This window comes from Ignatzschineria indica (assembly GCF_003121925.1).
GTDB classification, from domain to species: domain Bacteria; phylum Pseudomonadota; class Gammaproteobacteria; order Cardiobacteriales; family Wohlfahrtiimonadaceae; genus Ignatzschineria; species Ignatzschineria indica.
Map to the genome: position 1 here is coordinate 1,309,970 of NZ_QEWR01000002.1, position 17,508 is coordinate 1,327,477.

15 protein-coding genes are annotated in these 17,508 nt (G+C 41.4%); 12 read left to right on the top strand and 3 right to left on the bottom strand.

What is annotated here, in order from left to right:
- Positions 1-199 precede the first annotated feature (199 nt).
- From folP to DC082_RS05840, 9 genes are all read left to right on the top strand, one after another.
- A complete protein-coding gene (gene folP / locus DC082_RS05795; RefSeq protein WP_109236108.1) occupies positions 200-1,057 on the top strand; it encodes a dihydropteroate synthase in 858 nt (285 codons plus the stop codon).
- A 234-nt stretch (positions 1,058-1,291) separates the two neighbouring features.
- Entirely contained in the window at positions 1,292-3,202 is a 1,911-nt protein-coding gene (locus DC082_RS05805; RefSeq protein ID WP_109236110.1) for an ABC-F family ATP-binding cassette domain-containing protein, read from the top strand.
- Between the two features lie 724 nt (positions 3,203-3,926).
- Positions 3,927-4,901, top strand: a complete 975-nt coding sequence (gene cyoA, locus DC082_RS05810; protein ID WP_109236111.1) for a ubiquinol oxidase subunit II — start codon at positions 3,927-3,929, stop codon at positions 4,899-4,901.
- 11 nt (positions 4,902-4,912) lie between these two features.
- Positions 4,913-6,916, top strand: a complete 2,004-nt coding sequence (locus DC082_RS05815; protein ID WP_094566614.1) for a cbb3-type cytochrome c oxidase subunit I — start codon at positions 4,913-4,915, stop codon at positions 6,914-6,916.
- Positions 6,916-7,527: a cytochrome o ubiquinol oxidase subunit III gene (cyoC, locus tag DC082_RS05820; RefSeq protein ID WP_109236112.1), complete on the top strand. Its 612-nt coding sequence runs from the start codon at positions 6,916-6,918 to the stop codon at positions 7,525-7,527. The genes DC082_RS05815 and cyoC overlap by 1 nt, the downstream gene beginning before the upstream one ends.
- Positions 7,524-7,901: a cytochrome o ubiquinol oxidase subunit IV gene (cyoD, locus tag DC082_RS05825; protein WP_229821599.1), complete on the top strand. Its 378-nt coding sequence runs from the start codon at positions 7,524-7,526 to the stop codon at positions 7,899-7,901. The genes cyoC and cyoD overlap by 4 nt, the downstream gene beginning before the upstream one ends.
- 156 nt (positions 7,902-8,057) lie before the next feature.
- Positions 8,058-8,948: a heme o synthase gene (cyoE, locus tag DC082_RS05830; protein WP_229821601.1), complete on the top strand. Its 891-nt coding sequence runs from the start codon at positions 8,058-8,060 to the stop codon at positions 8,946-8,948.
- A 162-nt stretch (positions 8,949-9,110) separates the two neighbouring features.
- Positions 9,111-9,863 carry an SDR family NAD(P)-dependent oxidoreductase gene (locus DC082_RS05835; protein ID WP_094566612.1) on the top strand — a complete coding sequence of 251 codons (753 nt, stop codon included), beginning with the start codon at positions 9,111-9,113 and terminating at the stop codon, positions 9,861-9,863.
- A gap of 128 nt (positions 9,864-9,991) precedes the next feature.
- Positions 9,992-10,918, top strand: coding sequence for a dipeptidase (locus DC082_RS05840; RefSeq protein ID WP_109236113.1), 927 nt, complete (start codon positions 9,992-9,994; stop codon positions 10,916-10,918).
- A 171-nt stretch (positions 10,919-11,089) separates the two neighbouring features.
- On the opposite strand, the gene DC082_RS05845 is transcribed toward DC082_RS05840, so the two are convergent.
- The 3 genes from DC082_RS05845 to DC082_RS05855 form a co-directional block, all read right to left on the bottom strand.
- On the bottom strand, positions 11,090-11,920 hold the full coding sequence (locus DC082_RS05845) for an outer membrane protein (protein WP_157957412.1): 831 nt from the start codon (positions 11,918-11,920) through the stop codon (positions 11,090-11,092).
- Positions 11,921-12,062: 142 nt separating this feature from the next.
- Positions 12,063-13,160 (bottom strand): alanine racemase, encoded by a 1,098-nt coding sequence (gene alr / locus DC082_RS05850; RefSeq protein ID WP_109236115.1) that lies wholly within the window; start codon positions 13,158-13,160, stop codon positions 12,063-12,065.
- A 423-nt stretch (positions 13,161-13,583) separates the two neighbouring features.
- On the bottom strand, positions 13,584-14,249 hold the full coding sequence (locus tag DC082_RS05855) for a glutathione S-transferase family protein (RefSeq protein ID WP_109236116.1): 666 nt from the start codon (positions 14,247-14,249) through the stop codon (positions 13,584-13,586).
- 586 nt (positions 14,250-14,835) lie between these two features.
- Here DC082_RS05855 and ygfZ point away from each other — a divergent pair.
- The 3 genes from ygfZ (at position 14,836) to DC082_RS05870 (ending at position 17,264) form a co-directional block, all read left to right on the top strand.
- Positions 14,836-15,528: a CAF17-like 4Fe-4S cluster assembly/insertion protein YgfZ gene (ygfZ, locus tag DC082_RS05860; RefSeq protein ID WP_109236117.1), complete on the top strand. Its 693-nt coding sequence runs from the start codon at positions 14,836-14,838 to the stop codon at positions 15,526-15,528.
- Between the two features lie 73 nt (positions 15,529-15,601).
- Entirely contained in the window at positions 15,602-16,633 is a 1,032-nt protein-coding gene (locus tag DC082_RS05865; protein ID WP_109236118.1) for a 6-phosphofructokinase, read from the top strand.
- A 241-nt stretch (positions 16,634-16,874) separates the two neighbouring features.
- Positions 16,875-17,264, top strand: coding sequence for a RidA family protein (locus DC082_RS05870; protein ID WP_094566605.1), 390 nt, complete (start codon positions 16,875-16,877; stop codon positions 17,262-17,264).
- The last annotated feature ends 244 nt before the right edge of the window (positions 17,265-17,508 follow it).

Below are 17,508 nucleotides of genomic sequence, written 5' to 3' on the forward strand. Positions count from 1 at the left end.
CTAAAAGAAAATCACTATTTGAGAGAGAAGCAAAGAGTTGCAAAATCTATAAAAAAGAAAGATGGCTTTTGCCATCTTTTTTCTCTCAAACGTCTTAACTCAAAGGGATTGACTCAAATGAGTTGATACAACTAATGAGCATGACTTATAAGTATGACTTATGGATATGACTAATTGTTATAACGAAAGTAGAGAACCTATGAATATAACCTTTAACGATCGAACACTTGATCTCTCCTCCCCAAAAATTATGGGGATTCTCAACTTAACACCTAACTCCTTCTCCGATGGTGGTGATTATTATGATCCAGAGCGCGCTCTAGATCGCGCTTATGAGATGTTAGAGGAAGGGGCAGATATTCTCGATATCGGTGCGGAATCTACAAACCCCAAAGCAACACCGATTAGTAGCCAGGAGGAGATCAGACGCCTTCGACCTGTCGTCTCTCTACTTCGACAAAAACTTGATATCCCCCTCTCAATTGATACCTTTCGAGCAGAGACGATGAAGCAGATGCTCGATCTTGGGGTCGATATTATCAATGATGTCACCGCATTAAGCGATCCTAAAGCACTCGACTCTCTTTTAAAATCTAAAGCAGCAGTAGTCCTCATGCATATGTTAGGCGATCACCAAAAAATGCATATTACAGGGGATTATCGCCTCACCGGCGGCGTGACTCATTCCGTTTTTCAACATCTAGAGAAAATCGCCCAAAAATGTGTAAGCGAGGGAATAGATTCCTCACGAATTATTTTAGATCCCGGCTTTGGCTTTGATAAAAATGTCCCGGAACAGCTCACCCTACTTAAAGAGCTCCGAAGATTGACGCAGAAAAGCCAATACCCCTACCTCGTAGGCGTTTCTCGCAAACGCTTTATTGGCGCTATCACTCATGTGGAAGCTCCTAAAGAGCGACTTGCCGGCAATCTTGCCGTAGCGCTCTGGAGTATTGAACAAGGTGCTAAAATCTTAAGAGTTCATGATGTTAAAGCAACTAAAGAGGCATTTCTAATGTGGCAGGCGATCAATCATGCAGAGAGTTCTACCCTCTAGAAAATCATTATTGAAGATAGAGATAGAATCAAACAGCGTGATTCCCTACCCTTTTGAGCTGAGATAGTTATCTCAGACATAACAATTATAGGCATGACGATTACAAGTATGATAATTTCAACTCCAGCTTCTGTTTTATCCGCTATCTCAACCCACACTTGAACCTCAAATTTCAACCTCACTTACACCCAACTTTCACCTAATTTTAGCTCAACAGAGATCTCCTGATTAACTATGATTGAATTCCAAGGCCTCACCATTCGCATGAATGCGAATATACTTATCGACAACTTCAGCTTCTCCATCACACCACGCATGCGAGTCGGATTAGTAGGTAAAAATGGAACAGGGAAAACAACCCTCTTCAATACCATACTCGGTCGTCATGAACCTGATAAAGGGGAGATTCATATTCCTAAGTCTGCGGTGATTGCCGAGGTCGCGCAAGAGATCCATAATACGGAGCTCTCCGCCTTTGAATATATTTTAAGTGGAGATGCAGAGTTAGTAGAACTACGTGAAGCAGAGGTGAACGCTCTTGCACAAAATGATGCCAATCAAATTGCTCATATCTATGCTCGCATTGAAGAGATTGATGGCTATCGTGCTGATAGCAGAGCCTATCAACTACTCGATGGTTTAGGTTTTAAGGTAGATGATTACCACAAACCGGTTAAAGATTTTTCTGGGGGTTGGCGTATGCGCCTCAATATCGGCAAAGCATTAATGTGTCGCTCCGATATTCTGCTACTTGATGAGCCAACAAACCATCTCGACTTTGAGACCGTTGTTTGGGTTGAAAATTGGCTCAAACAGTATCCCGGCATCTTAATTGTTATTTCCCATGACCGCGATTTTCTCGATAATATCTGTACTCAAATTATCCATCTCTACCAGCAGAAGGCGACCGTTTATAGCGGCAACTACACTGCATTCCTGCGTTTAAAAGCAGAAAAATTAGCGCACCAACAAGCCCAATTTGAAAAAAATGAGAAGACGCGTGCGCATCTTCAAAAGTTTATCGATCGCTTTAGTGCTAAAGCGACCAAGGCAAAGCAAGCCCAAAGCCGCGTCAAAGCATTAGAAAAACTCGAGGATATCGCCCCTGTTGTGGCGGAAAATGAGTTCTCTTTCCAATTCCAAAACCCCGAAAGAGTACCCGACCCTCTTATTCGTCTTGATCATGTCAGCTTTAGCTATGATCAAAACCACTTTATTCTTAAAGAGATCAATTTTACAATCACCCCTGAAACTCGCGTCGGGATTTTAGGGCGAAATGGTGAAGGGAAATCAACCCTCATTAAGCTGATCGCCGGAGAAAATATCCCAACCTCAGGAACAATTATTGCGTCAGAACATCTTAAGGTAGGTTACTTCTCTCAACATCAAGTAGAATATTTAACCCTCTCTGAATCCCCTATCTGGCACTTAACACAATTAGATCCTCAGATAACAACCCAAGATGCCCGTAATTTTCTAGGCTCATTCGGTTTTCATGGCGATAAAGTACTAGAAGCGATTGCCCCCTTTTCAGGGGGCGAGAAAGCACGATTAGCCCTTGCGTTAATTGTCTATCAAAAGCCTAATCTTCTGCTTCTTGATGAGCCGACCAACCATCTCGATATCGATATGCGAGAAGCGATAGCAATTGCCCTACAATCTTTCAGCGGTGCTGTATTAATGGTCTCCCATGATGCCTCCCTTTTAGAGCTCTGTTGCGATCAATTCCTGCTTGTTGCCCATCAATCCTTAAAAGAGTTTAAAGGGGATCTAGAAGATTATCGGCAATATCTTATAGAACAGAATCGCGCCACATCTCGTGCAGAAAAGAGTGCGCCGATAGCGGAGAAAAAACCTCAACACCATCTCGATCGAGAAGAGCGTAAAAGATTGCAAACAGAGTTAAGACGCCTGACAAAAGAGATCGAGCAAGCTGAAAAAAAATTAGAAAAATTGACAATAAAGATTGAGGAGATCGAAGAAGTATTAGGGAATCCTGATAGCTATGAAACCCTATCTCCTGAAGAGATCTTAACATTCGATCAAGATAAAAGTGCGCTTGAAGCAGAGAGTGAAGCCCTAGAAGAGGCTTGGTTAAATGCGGCTGAAAAGCGAGAAACAATCACAAAAAAGCTAGAAAATTAAATTAACCGATAATATTAATAATAATTGGTATGATAAGAAAAGCTTTTAAAGATTCAAGCCTTTAGTACAATATGCAAAATAGAGATTTAATCGTAAGATTATTGAGCTCTATTTTGATTTTTTTATATTTTTAAAGGAAAATCTATACGCTTATTACAACTGACAGCCAAAACTGACAAAAACTAACAAACTTCGCTAATTCAATCGACCGAGGATAACAGAATCATATCAAGCTATTATCAAGAAGTTAGCAGAGAAAGTTAAGTTCAGAGAAGCTAAAGTAGAAGGTGAATTGGAAGGTTATTGATATTTCAATTAACACTTTACTTAAAGTGATAATATTTACATTATTGCTTTTCATAGAGTGATTATCAATCAGCACAATTTATATAAAAAGAGCTCTTCTCTAACCTAAAAGGGATTTGTCAGGGCAAAAGATTAGATCTGAAGATGGCATCTTATTGCTAATAAGTATGGAGAGAGTAAGAGGAATTAAAACCTGATATAGAACAGAAAGTCACTTTTTATAGTTTTGTATCATGTTTTATCAGCTTACATTAATAGAGAGTGATAGGGGATTATCGCTCTTTTACAACTTTTATCTGTAGTTCTGTAGGGTAAAAATTGATTCGGTTGATCGCTCTCTTTAGCGTTTAAACAGATCAATTGAGAAGAAAAATAATTACCCTACCTTTATAAACTTATAGCTGATAGGTATTTCGATATGAATAAAGCTGCCTTAAAAGCGCTAAAAATAGGAGCCATCGCCACAGCCCTCCTGATAGTAACGGGATGTAGCGATCTTGCCCTCTTCAATCCGAAAGGTGAGATTGCCGAGTATGAGAAGTGGCTTCTAATGATTAGCGCTGCCCTTATGCTCATCGTTATCATTCCCTGCATCATCATGGCGGTTATCTTCCCTTGGTGGTTTAGAGAATCGAACAAAAAAGCAACCTATAAACCCGAATGGCAAGAATCGAAGATCTTGGAACGATTCATGTGGGGAGTTCCCATCGCCATTATCGCCCTTTTAACCTTTATTACCGTTCAAAGTACCATCGATCTCAATCCGAAAAAACGGATTGAATCTGAGAAAGAAGATCTCGTTATTGAAGTGGTCTCAATGGATTGGCAATGGCTCTTTATCTATCCTGAAGAGGGAATTGCAACCATTAATACCCTCTATCTTCCTGTTGATCGCCCTCTTAAGTTTAGACTTACCTCACAAACGGTGATGAATGCCTTCTTTATTCCACAAATTGGAACACAACTCGATGTGATGAGTGGAATGGAAAATGTCCTCTATCTCATTGTTAATGAAGAGGGAACCTATCAAGGGGCATCCTATGGCTATAGTGGTGCCGGCTATTCTGATATGAAGTTTAGAGTCACCGCTCTTTCTGATGATGATTTTGCCAAGTGGGTTAAAGAGCAACAATCTCACAATAATAACCCTCTCGATTGGGCCAAATATCAAGAATTTGTTGAAGAGGAGCCGATCAATGCTCCAGAACAATATTTCCATCCTATTGAGAAAGGGCTCTATCTGCGTGTCATCTCTCAATTTTTAGATCTAGAAGAGGTTGAAGAGCATATGCGTGAGCATATTCATGAAGTTAACCGGTTAAAGCCTAATATTGAAGCGCTATTAAGCCGCCCAATATCGCCGGCATTAACCTATATATCCCATCAACAGTAGAGGATTCGTCTATGTTTGGAAGATTAACCATCGATAGTATTCCATGGAGCCACCCGATTCCCCTCGCGGCTTTTGGATTTATTATTCTTATCGTCTTAGCGGTTCTGGCAACTATCACCTTCACTCGAAGATGGAAGTGGCTCTGGACTAACTGGCTAACAACCACCGATCATAAACGAATCGGTATTATCTATATTATCGTCGCGATCATTATGCTACTCCGCGGTTTTGCTGATGCTATTATGATGCGCTCACAGATGGCACTTGCCTCAACAGGAGATCAGGTAGGATACCTTCCACCTGAACATTATGACCAGATCTTCTCAGCTCACGGCGTCATTATGATCTTCTTTATGGCAACACCCTTCTTAATTGGATTGATGAACGTGGTCGTTCCTCTACAATTAGGTCGTCGCGATGTGGCCTTTCCAGTCCTCAATGCGGTGAGTGTCTGGTTAACTGTAGCGGGAGCTATCTTAATCAACCTCTCCCTTGGTATTGGTGAGTTTGCAAAGACTGGCTGGGTTGCTTACGCGCCACTTTCAGAGAAGCTCTATAGTCCTGGCGTTGGAGTCGATTACTATATCTGGAGTATTCAAGTCTCCGGCTTAGGGACAACATTAGCCGCTCTTAATATGTTTGTCACTATTTTGAAGGTCAGAGCACCCGGCATGAGACTCTTTCAAATGCCACTATTTACTTGGTCAACACTCTGTACTTCTATCTTAATTCTTGCGGTCTTCCCTATCTTAACTGCAACCATGTTATTGCTAGGATTAGATCGTTATCTCGGCTTTGAGATCTTCACCAACTCTTTAGGAGGCGGAAGTCAGATGATGTATGTCAATCTGATCTGGGCGTGGGGACATCCTGAGGTCTATATCTTAATTCTGCCGGCATTTGGTATCTTCTCTGAAGTTGTCTCAACCTTCAGCCGAAAATATCTCTTCGGTTATAAAGCATTGGTCTGGGCGATTATTGCGATTCTCTTTATGTCGCTCACCGTTTGGTTGCATCACTTCTTTACCATGGGTGCAGGTGTTAATGTCAATGCCTTCTTCGGTGTTACTACCATGTTGATTGCAGTACCAACGGGAGTGAAGGTCTTTAACTGGCTCTTTACCATCTATCGAGGTCAAGTGAAGATGGATGTGCCAATGCTCTATGCTGTAGGCTTCCTTATCCTCTTTGTATTAGGAGGGATGACAGGCGTAATGCTCGCGATTCCTGGAGTCAACTATGCAGTCCATAATACTGAATTTGTTGTCGCCCACTTCCATAACACCATCATTGGTGGGGTTGTCTTTGGTGTCCTTGCCGGCTACAACTTCTGGTTCCCTAAAGCATTTGGCTTTAGACTCCATAAAGGATGGGGATATGCCACATTCTGGCTCTGGTTTATAGGCTTCCTCTTTGCCTTTATCCCCCTCTATCTCGCAGGATTTGATGGTATGCCACGTCGCATTAGCCAAAACATCGATCCTCGATATGGAACCTATCTCGTTGTCGCCCTCTTTGGTGCTGTCTTAATCTTCTTAGGGATTATTGCGATCTTAGTGCAGCTCTTTGTCAGTATTAAGCAGCGAGAGAAGTTAAAAGATCCTACAGGAGATCTTTGGAATGGTCGCTCCTTAGAATGGTCAATTCCTTCACCACCCCCTGTCTATAACTACGCCGTCATTCCTAAAGTGGATGATATCGATATGTTCTGGAAATTAAAGCAGGAAGGAAAGGCATATGATCCCGATCGACAATATCAAGATATCTATATTCCAAAACATACAGCGCTCGGCTTTGTATCGGGTGGTGTTTTAGCGGGATTACTCTCATTCTCTCTTGTTTGGAGTATCTGGTGGATGGCAATCCTCTTCTTCAGTGCGGCAATTATCTGGTGGATTATTGAAAGCTTCAGAGAACACGAAGAGATCCTTATTCCTGCAGAAGAAGTAAAAGCCGCCGATGAGGCGTTCTTAGAACGTGTTAAACAGTATCAACTTGCACAAGGAGAACACTAATGGCAACAAATACCTTAAGTAGTTCTGATATCAAATTACGTCAAGAAGAGGAGAGCGCAAATAATAAGGTCTTTGGATTTTGGATCTACCTGATGGCAGACTCTATTATCTTTGGAACCTTCTTCGCGGTCTTCGTTGTTCTACTACAAAATACAACGCATGGCCATACGCCCCATTCTCTTTTTGATCTAGGAAATGCTTTTGCCGAAACGGTAGCGCTACTCACTAGTAGCCTCACCTGTGGCTTAGCGATGTTAACCCTCAAACGCGGTAAGATTGGTGCAACAATTCTCCTTCTTATCATCACCTTTATTCTCGGAGGGATCTTCCTAACATTAGAGATTAGAGAGTTTCTAGGCTTTATCGATATTGGTGCAACACCACAAAGCAGCGGATTCCTCTCTGGATTCTTCTCTCTTGTAGGGCTTCATGGAGCGCATCTCTCCATCGGGATGGTCTGGATGTTGGTGATGATGTTGCAGTTAGCCTTTAAAGGATCAACCCTAGAGACTCGTACACGAATGAAGCTCTTTAGTCTCTTTTGGCACTTTCTCGATATTATCTGGATCTGTATCTTTACTGTTGTCTACTTGATGGGGGTTTCACTATGACCGATCTCAACACTACATTAACAACACCACAAGAGGAGATGACACAAACCACGCAAGAGGGAAAAGGGGAATTGACCGCCTATTTAGTCGGTTATGGCTTCTCCATTATTCTCACACTTCTCTCCTTTGGTACCGTCATCTACTTAAGAGAGATGCTCTCTATTGGTGTATTAGCGGGGATTTTAGCGCTCAGTGCAATGACTCAAGTGATTGTGCAGGTCGTCTGCTTTCTCCATATTAAAAAGGGAGATAACGATGGCTGGAATGTGGCCTCTCTACTCTTTACCGGCATTATTCTTCTGATGGTTGTCGGTGGTTCTGGCTGGGTGATGTACTATCTCCATATGAATATGATGCCGGAACTTCCTATGTAATCTCTCTTTTTCTATCTATTAAGAGAGCAATCTAGGAGATCTCCTAAGCAGAGCATTAATGGGGTGAGGATAATAGAAATATTTTAATCTTCATGCCTCACCCTATTATCTCACCCCTTCCACTTCTCTCATCTATCAATTGAGTTAGGGAACCACGTGATCTATCGTAATTTTCGTCCATTTTTAAAATTGATTAAACATGGGATTATTCTCGGCAATCTCGTTCCTGTGATTGCAGGCTACCTATTAGCACTCAATCTTGCGGAGAATTTCAATGTCTCCCGTTTTATCGCAACAATGATCGGTATTAGTGCCATTATTGCAAGTGCTACGATCGCCAATAATATTATCGATCGCGATATCGATCGCATTATGACGCGCACCCAAAATAGACCTCTCGTTAATGGGGATATCTCCCTTAAAACAGCACTAATTCTCTCAATAGTCGCTGCGATTATCGGTTTCTATCTTCTCTTTGTAAGAGTCAATACCCTAGCGGGGATCTTTGCTCTAATCGGCTTTATCGACTATATTCTTCTCTACTCCCTCATCTTTAAACGCAATTCAACCTTAAGTATTCTTGTCGGTAGTATCTCCGGTGCCGTCCCCCCTCTTGTGGGTTATGTGGCAGTTAGTCAGCAGATTGATAGTAATATCCTCTTTCTCTTTATTATCTTCGCCACTTGGCAGGTAGCACACTCTTATGCAATCGCGCTCTACCGAAAAAAAGATTATCAATCGGCAAAGATCCCGATGGCACCTCTCTTTCTCTCCTTAAAAAGGACACAAAAAGAGATGGCGCTCTATGTCGGAGCAATGGCAATTGCAACGCTATTACTTGCTCTTGAAAGCTTTCATTTCCTTGCTATGCAACTGCTTATTATTGCAATTACGCTCTATTGGTTAATCGATATTTTAAGACCGATCCAAACAGAAGAATCCTGCTGGGGAAGGCGTCAATTTCTCAACTCTCTACTTCTTATAATGGCTTTCTGCTTCACCATTATGATCGATTATCTCTTAACCCATCTTATCAATATCCTCTAACTCTTTTTTCATCTCATAAAGGAGAGAGATTCATTCCCCTTCAAGCACCAAAGATGCTATTTTAAGTAAAAGTAATGACGATTATAACTATAATCGCATGGCTCGTATGGTCCGTATGGCTATTTCATAAAATATAAAAAGCATAAAAAGAGGAGTGACACAATGAATATCTTGATAACTGGCGCATCATCTGGATTTGGATTAGAGGCGACAAAAATTTTCATTGAAAAGGGATATACCGTCGTCGGTCTTGCTCGTCGACATGAGAAGCTGATGGAGATAAAAGCGCAATTAGGTGAAAATTTTTACCCCTTAACAGCAGATATGGCAAATCTTGAATCTGTTAAAGAGGGGATCGAAAACCTTCCAGAACCTTTCGATCAAATTGATATTTTAATCAATAATGCCGGTCTTGCTCTCAATCTCAATCCTGCGTTTGATGTCGATTTTGAAGATTGGCAAACGATGATCGATGTGAATATCCGAGGCTTAACTTATATCACCCATCTGATCTTGCCACAGATGGTCGCCCGTGATGATGGTTATATCATCAATATTAGTTCAACTGCTGGCAACTACCCTTACTACGGCTCTAATATCTATGGCCCGACCAAAGCATTTGTCACTAGCTTTTCACAAAATCTAAGGGCTGATCTTATCGGGAAGAATATTCGTGTCTCTAATGTTGAGCCGGGACTCTGTAGCGATACTGAATTCTCCAATATTCGTTTTAAGGGGGATGATAAACGAGCAGAATCGGTCTATGCAGATGTAGAAGCCGTTACCGGTCGAGAGATTGCTGAGATTATCTACTGGCTTACGACACAACCTAAACATGTTAATATTAACCGCATCGAGGTAATGCCGACAATGCAGACCTTTGCGGGCTTGACGGTCTATAAAAAAGAGAAGTAAGCTCAGGGTATATTTTATTAACGCTCTATTATGCTCTATTATTCTATATATGAGTGAGCACTTTAAGATCTACTCTCTAAACTCAAGAGCCATCTATTAACTACTTAATTTAACAAGAGCAATCAAATATGAAAATTATCGATCTTCATTGTGACGCCTTAATGAAACTCTCCGATGCTAAGGGAAAACTCTCCTTCAAAGATTCGATCGAGCTCGATGTTAATCTAGATAAGTTGAAGAGAGGCGGTGTAAAGGTTCAAGCTTTTGCCATCTTTGTCTCCCCTTCCCTCCCCTCTTCTGATCAATTTCAAGAGGTGATCGCGCAGATCCATTACTTCTATAGCGAAGTTTTAGAGAAACATCCCGAAATGCGTTTAATTCGTTCTTGGGATCAGATCTCTCAGCTCAAAGAGGGCGAGATCGGTGCATTTTTAACCTTAGAAGGGGTTGATCCTATTGGCAATGATCTCAAAAAATTAACCCTTCTCTATCAATTAGGGGTTCGCTCGATCGGGTTAACCTGGAATAATGGAAACTTAGCAGCGGATGGCGTTGCCGAAGCTAGAGGTGCCGGCTTAAGTCGTTTTGGGCGAGAGATTGTGAAATGGTGTAATGAACATCAACTCTTTGTCGATGTCTCCCATCTTCATCCTACAGGATTTTGGGATGTGATGGAACTTGCGAAATACCCCATTGCAAGCCATTCTAATGCAATGACAATTTGTGAACATCGTCGTAATCTCACTGATGATCAGATCCGTGCAATGATTGAGCGAAAGGCAATGATACATATCGTCTTCTGCCCACCTTTTGTCAAAAAAGGAGGGAATGCCACAATTATTGATGTCATCTATCAGATCAACCATATTGTCGCTTTAGGAGGCATTAAAAATATTGGTTTTGGCTCCGACTTTGATGGAATCGAATCGAAAGTTGAAGCGCTCAGTGATACAAGTATGTACCCCAATCTTATCGAAGCCCTCAAAGCCTTCTACTCAGAAGAGGAGATCGCCGGCTTTGCCTATCAAAACTTCTTAGATCGGTTACCTCAGTAAATATCTATAGTATTGCGCCCCTAATGACGATATCTGTAAATTAAAATTTGAGGGATCTCTAACGTAGTTGCAATTGCAGTAAAGTGTTATAACTTAAAAAACTAAGAACCCCAAAAAGATCAACTATTTTGGGGTTCGTAAACTTCTACAATAATGGATATAGCGTCATTATCAATCAATCACATCTATCTTTTTCGGAGATCGGCTCATCTCATCTGGTAAGCGCATTCTGTTTTCTTCAACATAAGCACGAAAACTATGGCTGTTTGCCTGCGCTCGCTCAAAACTTTCCTTGAGATCCTCCGTTACATGGTCTGCATAGATATCTTCCCGTAACTCTTCCTGATATAACTCACCCAAGACATAACGCAAACCCAATACAACTTCATTACTGGCGATCTTGCCCTTTAATCTCGCACCATTACCTGATCTGCCACTTCTTGCCTTTCCTAGGTTGACATGTCGTATACCAAAATCGATATAAGTATTATCAAAAGGTTGATAACTAAGACCGAATCCAACATTCCATGCAAAATTATATTGCCGATTTTTAGCATACATCTGCCCTAAACTCCTCCCAGAAGTCGTTACTTGAGCAATACCTACTCCTGCCATTCCATAAAAAGAGAGGGCATCTCCTAAAGGGGTACTTAAGTAGTTATTCCACATTAGACGCTGTGTCTTCACTCCCTGATAAGAATCCCCCGCTAAATGAGAAGCTCTACCTTGATGTCGCTGAGAGTGAGGAAAAAGATATTCCAATTCCGATCGAAATGCGCTATTCCACTGATACCCGATAGAGAGAGAACCATTTAAAAAGCTCTTTTTAGCAGAATTTTGATTAGTATCTCTCTGATTATCAAAGGGGAACCCTTCCATTTTTTTTACATCTTGTCTAACACCTAAAGCATTTGCACCTATATAAAATCCCTTCTCAACCTCTGCCATCGAATAGGGCGAGAATCCCAATAATATAACGGCGAATAGGGATCGCATTTTCATATTCTGCATCCTTCCTCTAATTTAATAAAAAGATATTATCTATTCCCTGCGGGAAAAATTAACTTCTTATAATTCTAGATAGAAAATTGATAATAGAGGAATTTCTCAGAAATGATTTTTTATACAACTAGTGGCACTATCGCTACCAATCCTTATCTACGCCCTTATCTATTTCTGTTGTAAAGTGCACTCTTTTCGCTAAATGGGTCAAAATAGTATACGGAATCGTTCCTGCCCAAGCGGCTACTTTTTCGATCGGCAATCTCTCACCAAAGATCTCTACCGATTGATCCCATGCATTTTGAGGAACGGAACGTAGATCGATCATCATCATATCCATAGCGGGTCGACCAACAATTTTAGCGCGATGTTCACCCACTAAAACATAAGCCTCCTCACTAATTTCCCGAGGATAACAATCGGCATACCCACAGGCAACAACACCTATCGGCATTCTCTCTGTTGCGATAAATTTAGCACCATAACCTACACTCTCACCGGCTTCAATCTCCGTCGTATGAATCACTTTTGAACGAAGCGTTAAGAGAGGCCGAAGTCCAAAATCAGCCCCCACTTTTCCATCAATAGGAGAAATACCATAGAGTGAGATCCCCATCCGCACAATCGATTGATGTGTTGCTGGTGCTTGTAAAATAGCGGCTGAATTGGCTAATGATTGAGGAAGTCCTAATGGATCTAATTGCGCCATTCGCTCAATCTGTTTTGGAAAGAGTGGTGAGTTTTCTTCATCTGAAGTTGCAAAATGGGTCATTAAGGTAATAGATGCAACCGAAGAGAGTTTCTGTAAACGCGCAACAACAGAGAATGCTTCTTCTGGTGTAAACCCTAATCGATGCATCCCTGTATCAATCTTCACAAAGATACCGATGGGCGTAGCAAGATTCGACGCCTCTAACATCTGAAGTTGCTTCTCATTACCTATCGCTACAAGATAATTAGCTTCACTGGCTCGTTGATACTCCTCTTTCGCGAAGACCCCTTCTAATAACAAGATCGGAAGTGTCCCTCCCTTTTGTCGGATATCATCAGCCTCTTCTCGCATCGCAACAGCAATATAATCCACCATTCGATTAACAATCGGCAACATATTCTCCACCCGATGTCCATATGCATCGGCTTTCAAAACAGCACAATGTTGGCTCTGGGGCGATTTTCCCTTTAAGATCTCGATATTATTCTCTAATGCTGCATTAGAAAAGTAAGCGATTAACGGTCTCATATATTTCCTCTCAATCACTCAATACGATCACGATTTTGTTAAAGCTTTCAGAACATCTCAAAACAGGATCGTACGGCATTGGTTCTACTAAAAATTATCTTATTATTGGTAACACCTGCCCATTATATGGAAAAAGAGATTAGCCTCTTCCTATGAAGATATCTGCTAATCTCTCTCAATCTGATGATGATTGGGCAGTGAAATTGTACTACTACTTCTAACAGTGACCAAGTCCTGATCCCCTAAGGGCTATTGATTATCCAATTTAAGAGCTCTGTTTAATCGAATGATTACGCATTCAATCTTGCATCTAACCAGATATGGAAGCCCCTTCATTGATGACAACTCATTGATGACAACTCATTGACGACCACTAATTGATTCTCACCAATTATTCTCACCCATTAATTATTGATTAGATCATCACCCATCGATATTTTGGAAAAGAATTCCACCACGCCCTTTTTGAATCTCTATAAATCTCTCTGTCCAATCGCCAGCGATAATCTGTAGAACCGCATGATGTGTTAAGAGCTTATTGCTTAAAGCTTCCAGTTTTGGGAAATCAGCCAAAATATTCTCAACACCAATTGAGGTCAACGCATCAAAGCGGATAAACATCGGTGCTAATACAATATCAACAGCGGTCATTGTCTCCCCAATGAAGTAGTTACGTCCACAACGCTCCTCAAGAACAGCTAAAGTTCCTCTCATCGTAGCAAAGTGCTTCTCAACTTCCTCATGGCTTTTGGCGCCCATGCTCATATATTGTGGGCCATATAGCTCACCGGCAACCCCTGCCCAAGCACGCTGAATCGCTCTTTTTGCCGGCAATTTAGCATAGATAGAAGGGACTTTATGTAGCTCTTCGATATATTCTACAATCGCCATCGACTCAAAAAGTACCTCTCCCGTTGTCACTTTCATGACAGGCACCTTCCCTAAAGGAGACCACTCTTTAAACCACTCTGGTAATTCAGCATGAGGATCGAGCCAGATCGACTCAAAATCAACCGCTTTCTCATTCAATGCAATGAGAACTCTCTGCACAAAGGGGCAGAATGGATACCCCACTACTTGATAACTCATATTGACCTCCCGGTTCTAATTTTAATAAGTCGCTTATTCATGCACCCATTTCACCAAACGAATCTCCATTAAAGAGTCTATTAAGCATTCGCATTGACATGGGCAAAACATAGGTATATTGCTCTTTTTAGTCTATCATAAGGAGAGAATAAAGAAGCGATTATACAAACTTCCCTCAACTTTCAAAATAAGATTGAGAGAAAAATTATTTCGCACAATTGCGCTACAATAGAGTAAGGCATCAAGAGAGAGAGAAGGAGAGACCTGAAGTGATTATCGAAATGAGATATCTGGTACGAGACTAAATCTTATACGCTACGTTATCTGCGGTTACTAGAGTAGATATCACTTGAGAAGGTCGATCACTACAAGTTTTATCGTCTTCATCAGCTTCGTTGATTTCACTGATCATACCGATATCGAACTGATACATAACTATTAGATCTCACTTCCTTTCAAATGATCCAACAATTCAACAATTCAACAATTCAACAATTCAATTACAAAACAACAAAAACAGAAAACGATACAACCATAAAACTAAACTACTCATAGATCTCAATATTCAACATCGGGAGAATTTTATATGTCAATTCAACTTAGTCGACTTACCGTTACCGGCAAAGATGCCGCTACTTTTCTACAAGGCCAAATTACAGCAGATGTTAATCACTTAACCTCACTCTATCCTGAAAAAGAGAATCAAGGGTTAGCGGCAATCTGTAATCGTCAAGGGCGCGTCATGACCCTCTTTTGGATGATTAAGATCGATGATGAAACATTTCATCTTTTTCTGCCTAACGATCTAGCGGAAACGATCGAAAAGCATCTAAAAATCTTTATCTTTCGTTCAAAAGTCACATTACAGCTAGAATCCCCCACGGCAGAAGAGCTAGCACAGCTTCCTGAAGGTCTCGCTATTCCTTGGATTACGACAGAAAATAGTGAGGCATATGTTCCTCAGATGTTAAGTCTAGATCTTCTAGGGGCAATTAGTTTTAAAAAGGGTTGCTATACCGGACAAGAGATCGTTGCTAGAATGCAATATTTAGGAAAGCATAAAAGACGCTTAGCCCTTATCACCGCAGAAGAGATGAAGGATCTAACATGCAATGCTCTTATTACAAATCAAAGCGGTAAAGAGGCAGGAACAGTTGTCTATCATCAAGGTCATCAGGCTTTTGCTGTTGTAAGATTGGAAGAGATTGAAGATACCCCCCTTAAGATCAATGCCACTATCACAATTGATAAAATCTGGCATGATGAAGAAGATCTATAGGTGAGTTAGGTTTCACTTTTAGCGATTACCCCTCATAGTTCATACCATCGATGCCTTCAAGGAGAGAAAATAGATGAGTCAAAAACATATTGGAATTTTAACTGCCGGCGGAGATTGCCAAGGATTAAATGCAGCATTACGCGGAATTACCCTCTCTGCTCTCAAAGAGGGTTGGAAAGTGACCGGAATTCATGATGGGTTTCTCGGCCTTGCTGAGATGGCTCATAGTGAGCTAACCTTCGCTGATGTCTACGATATTGCCGGAACTGGTGGAACAATTCTCGGTACTGGTCGCGGAGGTGGCAAAGCACAAAATACAGAAGACGCCGTTGCGGCCTGTGTCGAAAGCTTTAAGGCATTAGAACTCGATGCACTCATCTGCTTAGGTGGCGATGGAACTCAACGATTTGCCTCCTATCTCCATGCCGCCGGCGTTCCTGTCGTCACTCTCCCCAAAACGATCGATAATGATATCGCCCATACCGATGTAACATTCGGATATGATACTGCGGTTCACGTCTCTGTTATGGCATTAGATCGATTAAGAACTACGGCCGACTCCCACCATCGTCTTATGATTTTGGAAGTGATGGGACGAGATGCCGGGTGGTTAGCTGCAGGTGCGGCTTTAGCCGGCTCTGCCGATATCTGCCTGATTCCTGAGATTCCCTACTCTTTAGAAGCGATTGTAGAATATACGCGAAAAAATATTAAAAATCGCCGGTCAGCACTATTGGTTGTCGCTGAAGGAGCGATCTCTCAAGAGAATCATCGTCTAGGTTTAACGCCGAAAAAACATGCCGAAGCGATCAAATTGGTCGATAGTATTCCTGAACTAACAGGAATGCAGTCGCGCTTAACAACATTAGGTTATGTCAGCCGTGGTGGTGCTCCTACAGCTGCAGATCGGATCTTTGCAACTCAATGTGGCACCAAAGCGATTGAACTTGTCAAAGAGGGGCGCTTCGGCGTTATGGTCGCAGATCAAGGCCGTCAACTTGTTGCGGTTCCCCTCGAAGAGGTTGCCGGCAATCCACGCCTCATTCCTGTTGATCATCCATTGATTGAGACGATGCGTGCAACCAATATCTGTCTTGGAATTTAATCTCGTCTCTTTTGAGATTTTAAATAAGGAACTGATCAGGGATAATAGAGAGAAAAAGAGAGGCTAAAAGAAGATGTTATCACAAACGTTTCTCCTCTCTTCACGCTTTTAAAGCCTATCATCACCCCGATTGAGGAGGCAAAATATTATGATGTTGCCCATAAAACTGATAACATCATACTCCTTTACCGGAATTTTCCAGTTATATCTATAGAAGTTTATAAAATCAAAATTGAACAGTATGAAGAAAATTATTAGCACAGCTCATGCCCCAGCGGCAGTCGGTCCTTATTCACAAGGTAATGTCTTTGAGAATCTTGTTTTCACATCAGGGCAGCTTCCACTTAACCCTGAAACGATGAAGTTTCCAGAAGGGGGAATTAAAGAGCAAGCAGCACAAGCCCTTCAAAACCTCAAAGCAATCTTAGAAGCTGCGGATGCGGATTTTAGCACCGTCTTAAAAGTGACCTGTTATCTTGATGATATCAATGACTTTGCCGATTTTAATGAAGTCTACACTGAATTTTTCGGCACTGAGAATGCACCAGCACGCTCCTGCTTTGAAGTGGGTGCATTACCGATGGGTGCATTAGTTGAAATTGAAGCGATTGCTTATCGTAAAATCGATTAAGGTCTGATTAAGAGTCGACTAGTAATCGTCAATTAAAAATTCGGATAAAAAGTCGAAGAAAAGCAATAAAGAGAGGGAGCCTGACAGAATCATGGCTCCTTTTTTGTTACCCTCTTTTTTCAACATCAACAAACAGAAACTTGTGACAGAAACTTATGAATTACCGAGTTCACGAGCAGAACCCAATAAAAAAGAGAAAGGCCAGAAGATCTATCAATCCTCTAGCCTTTCTAATAGTTATTTT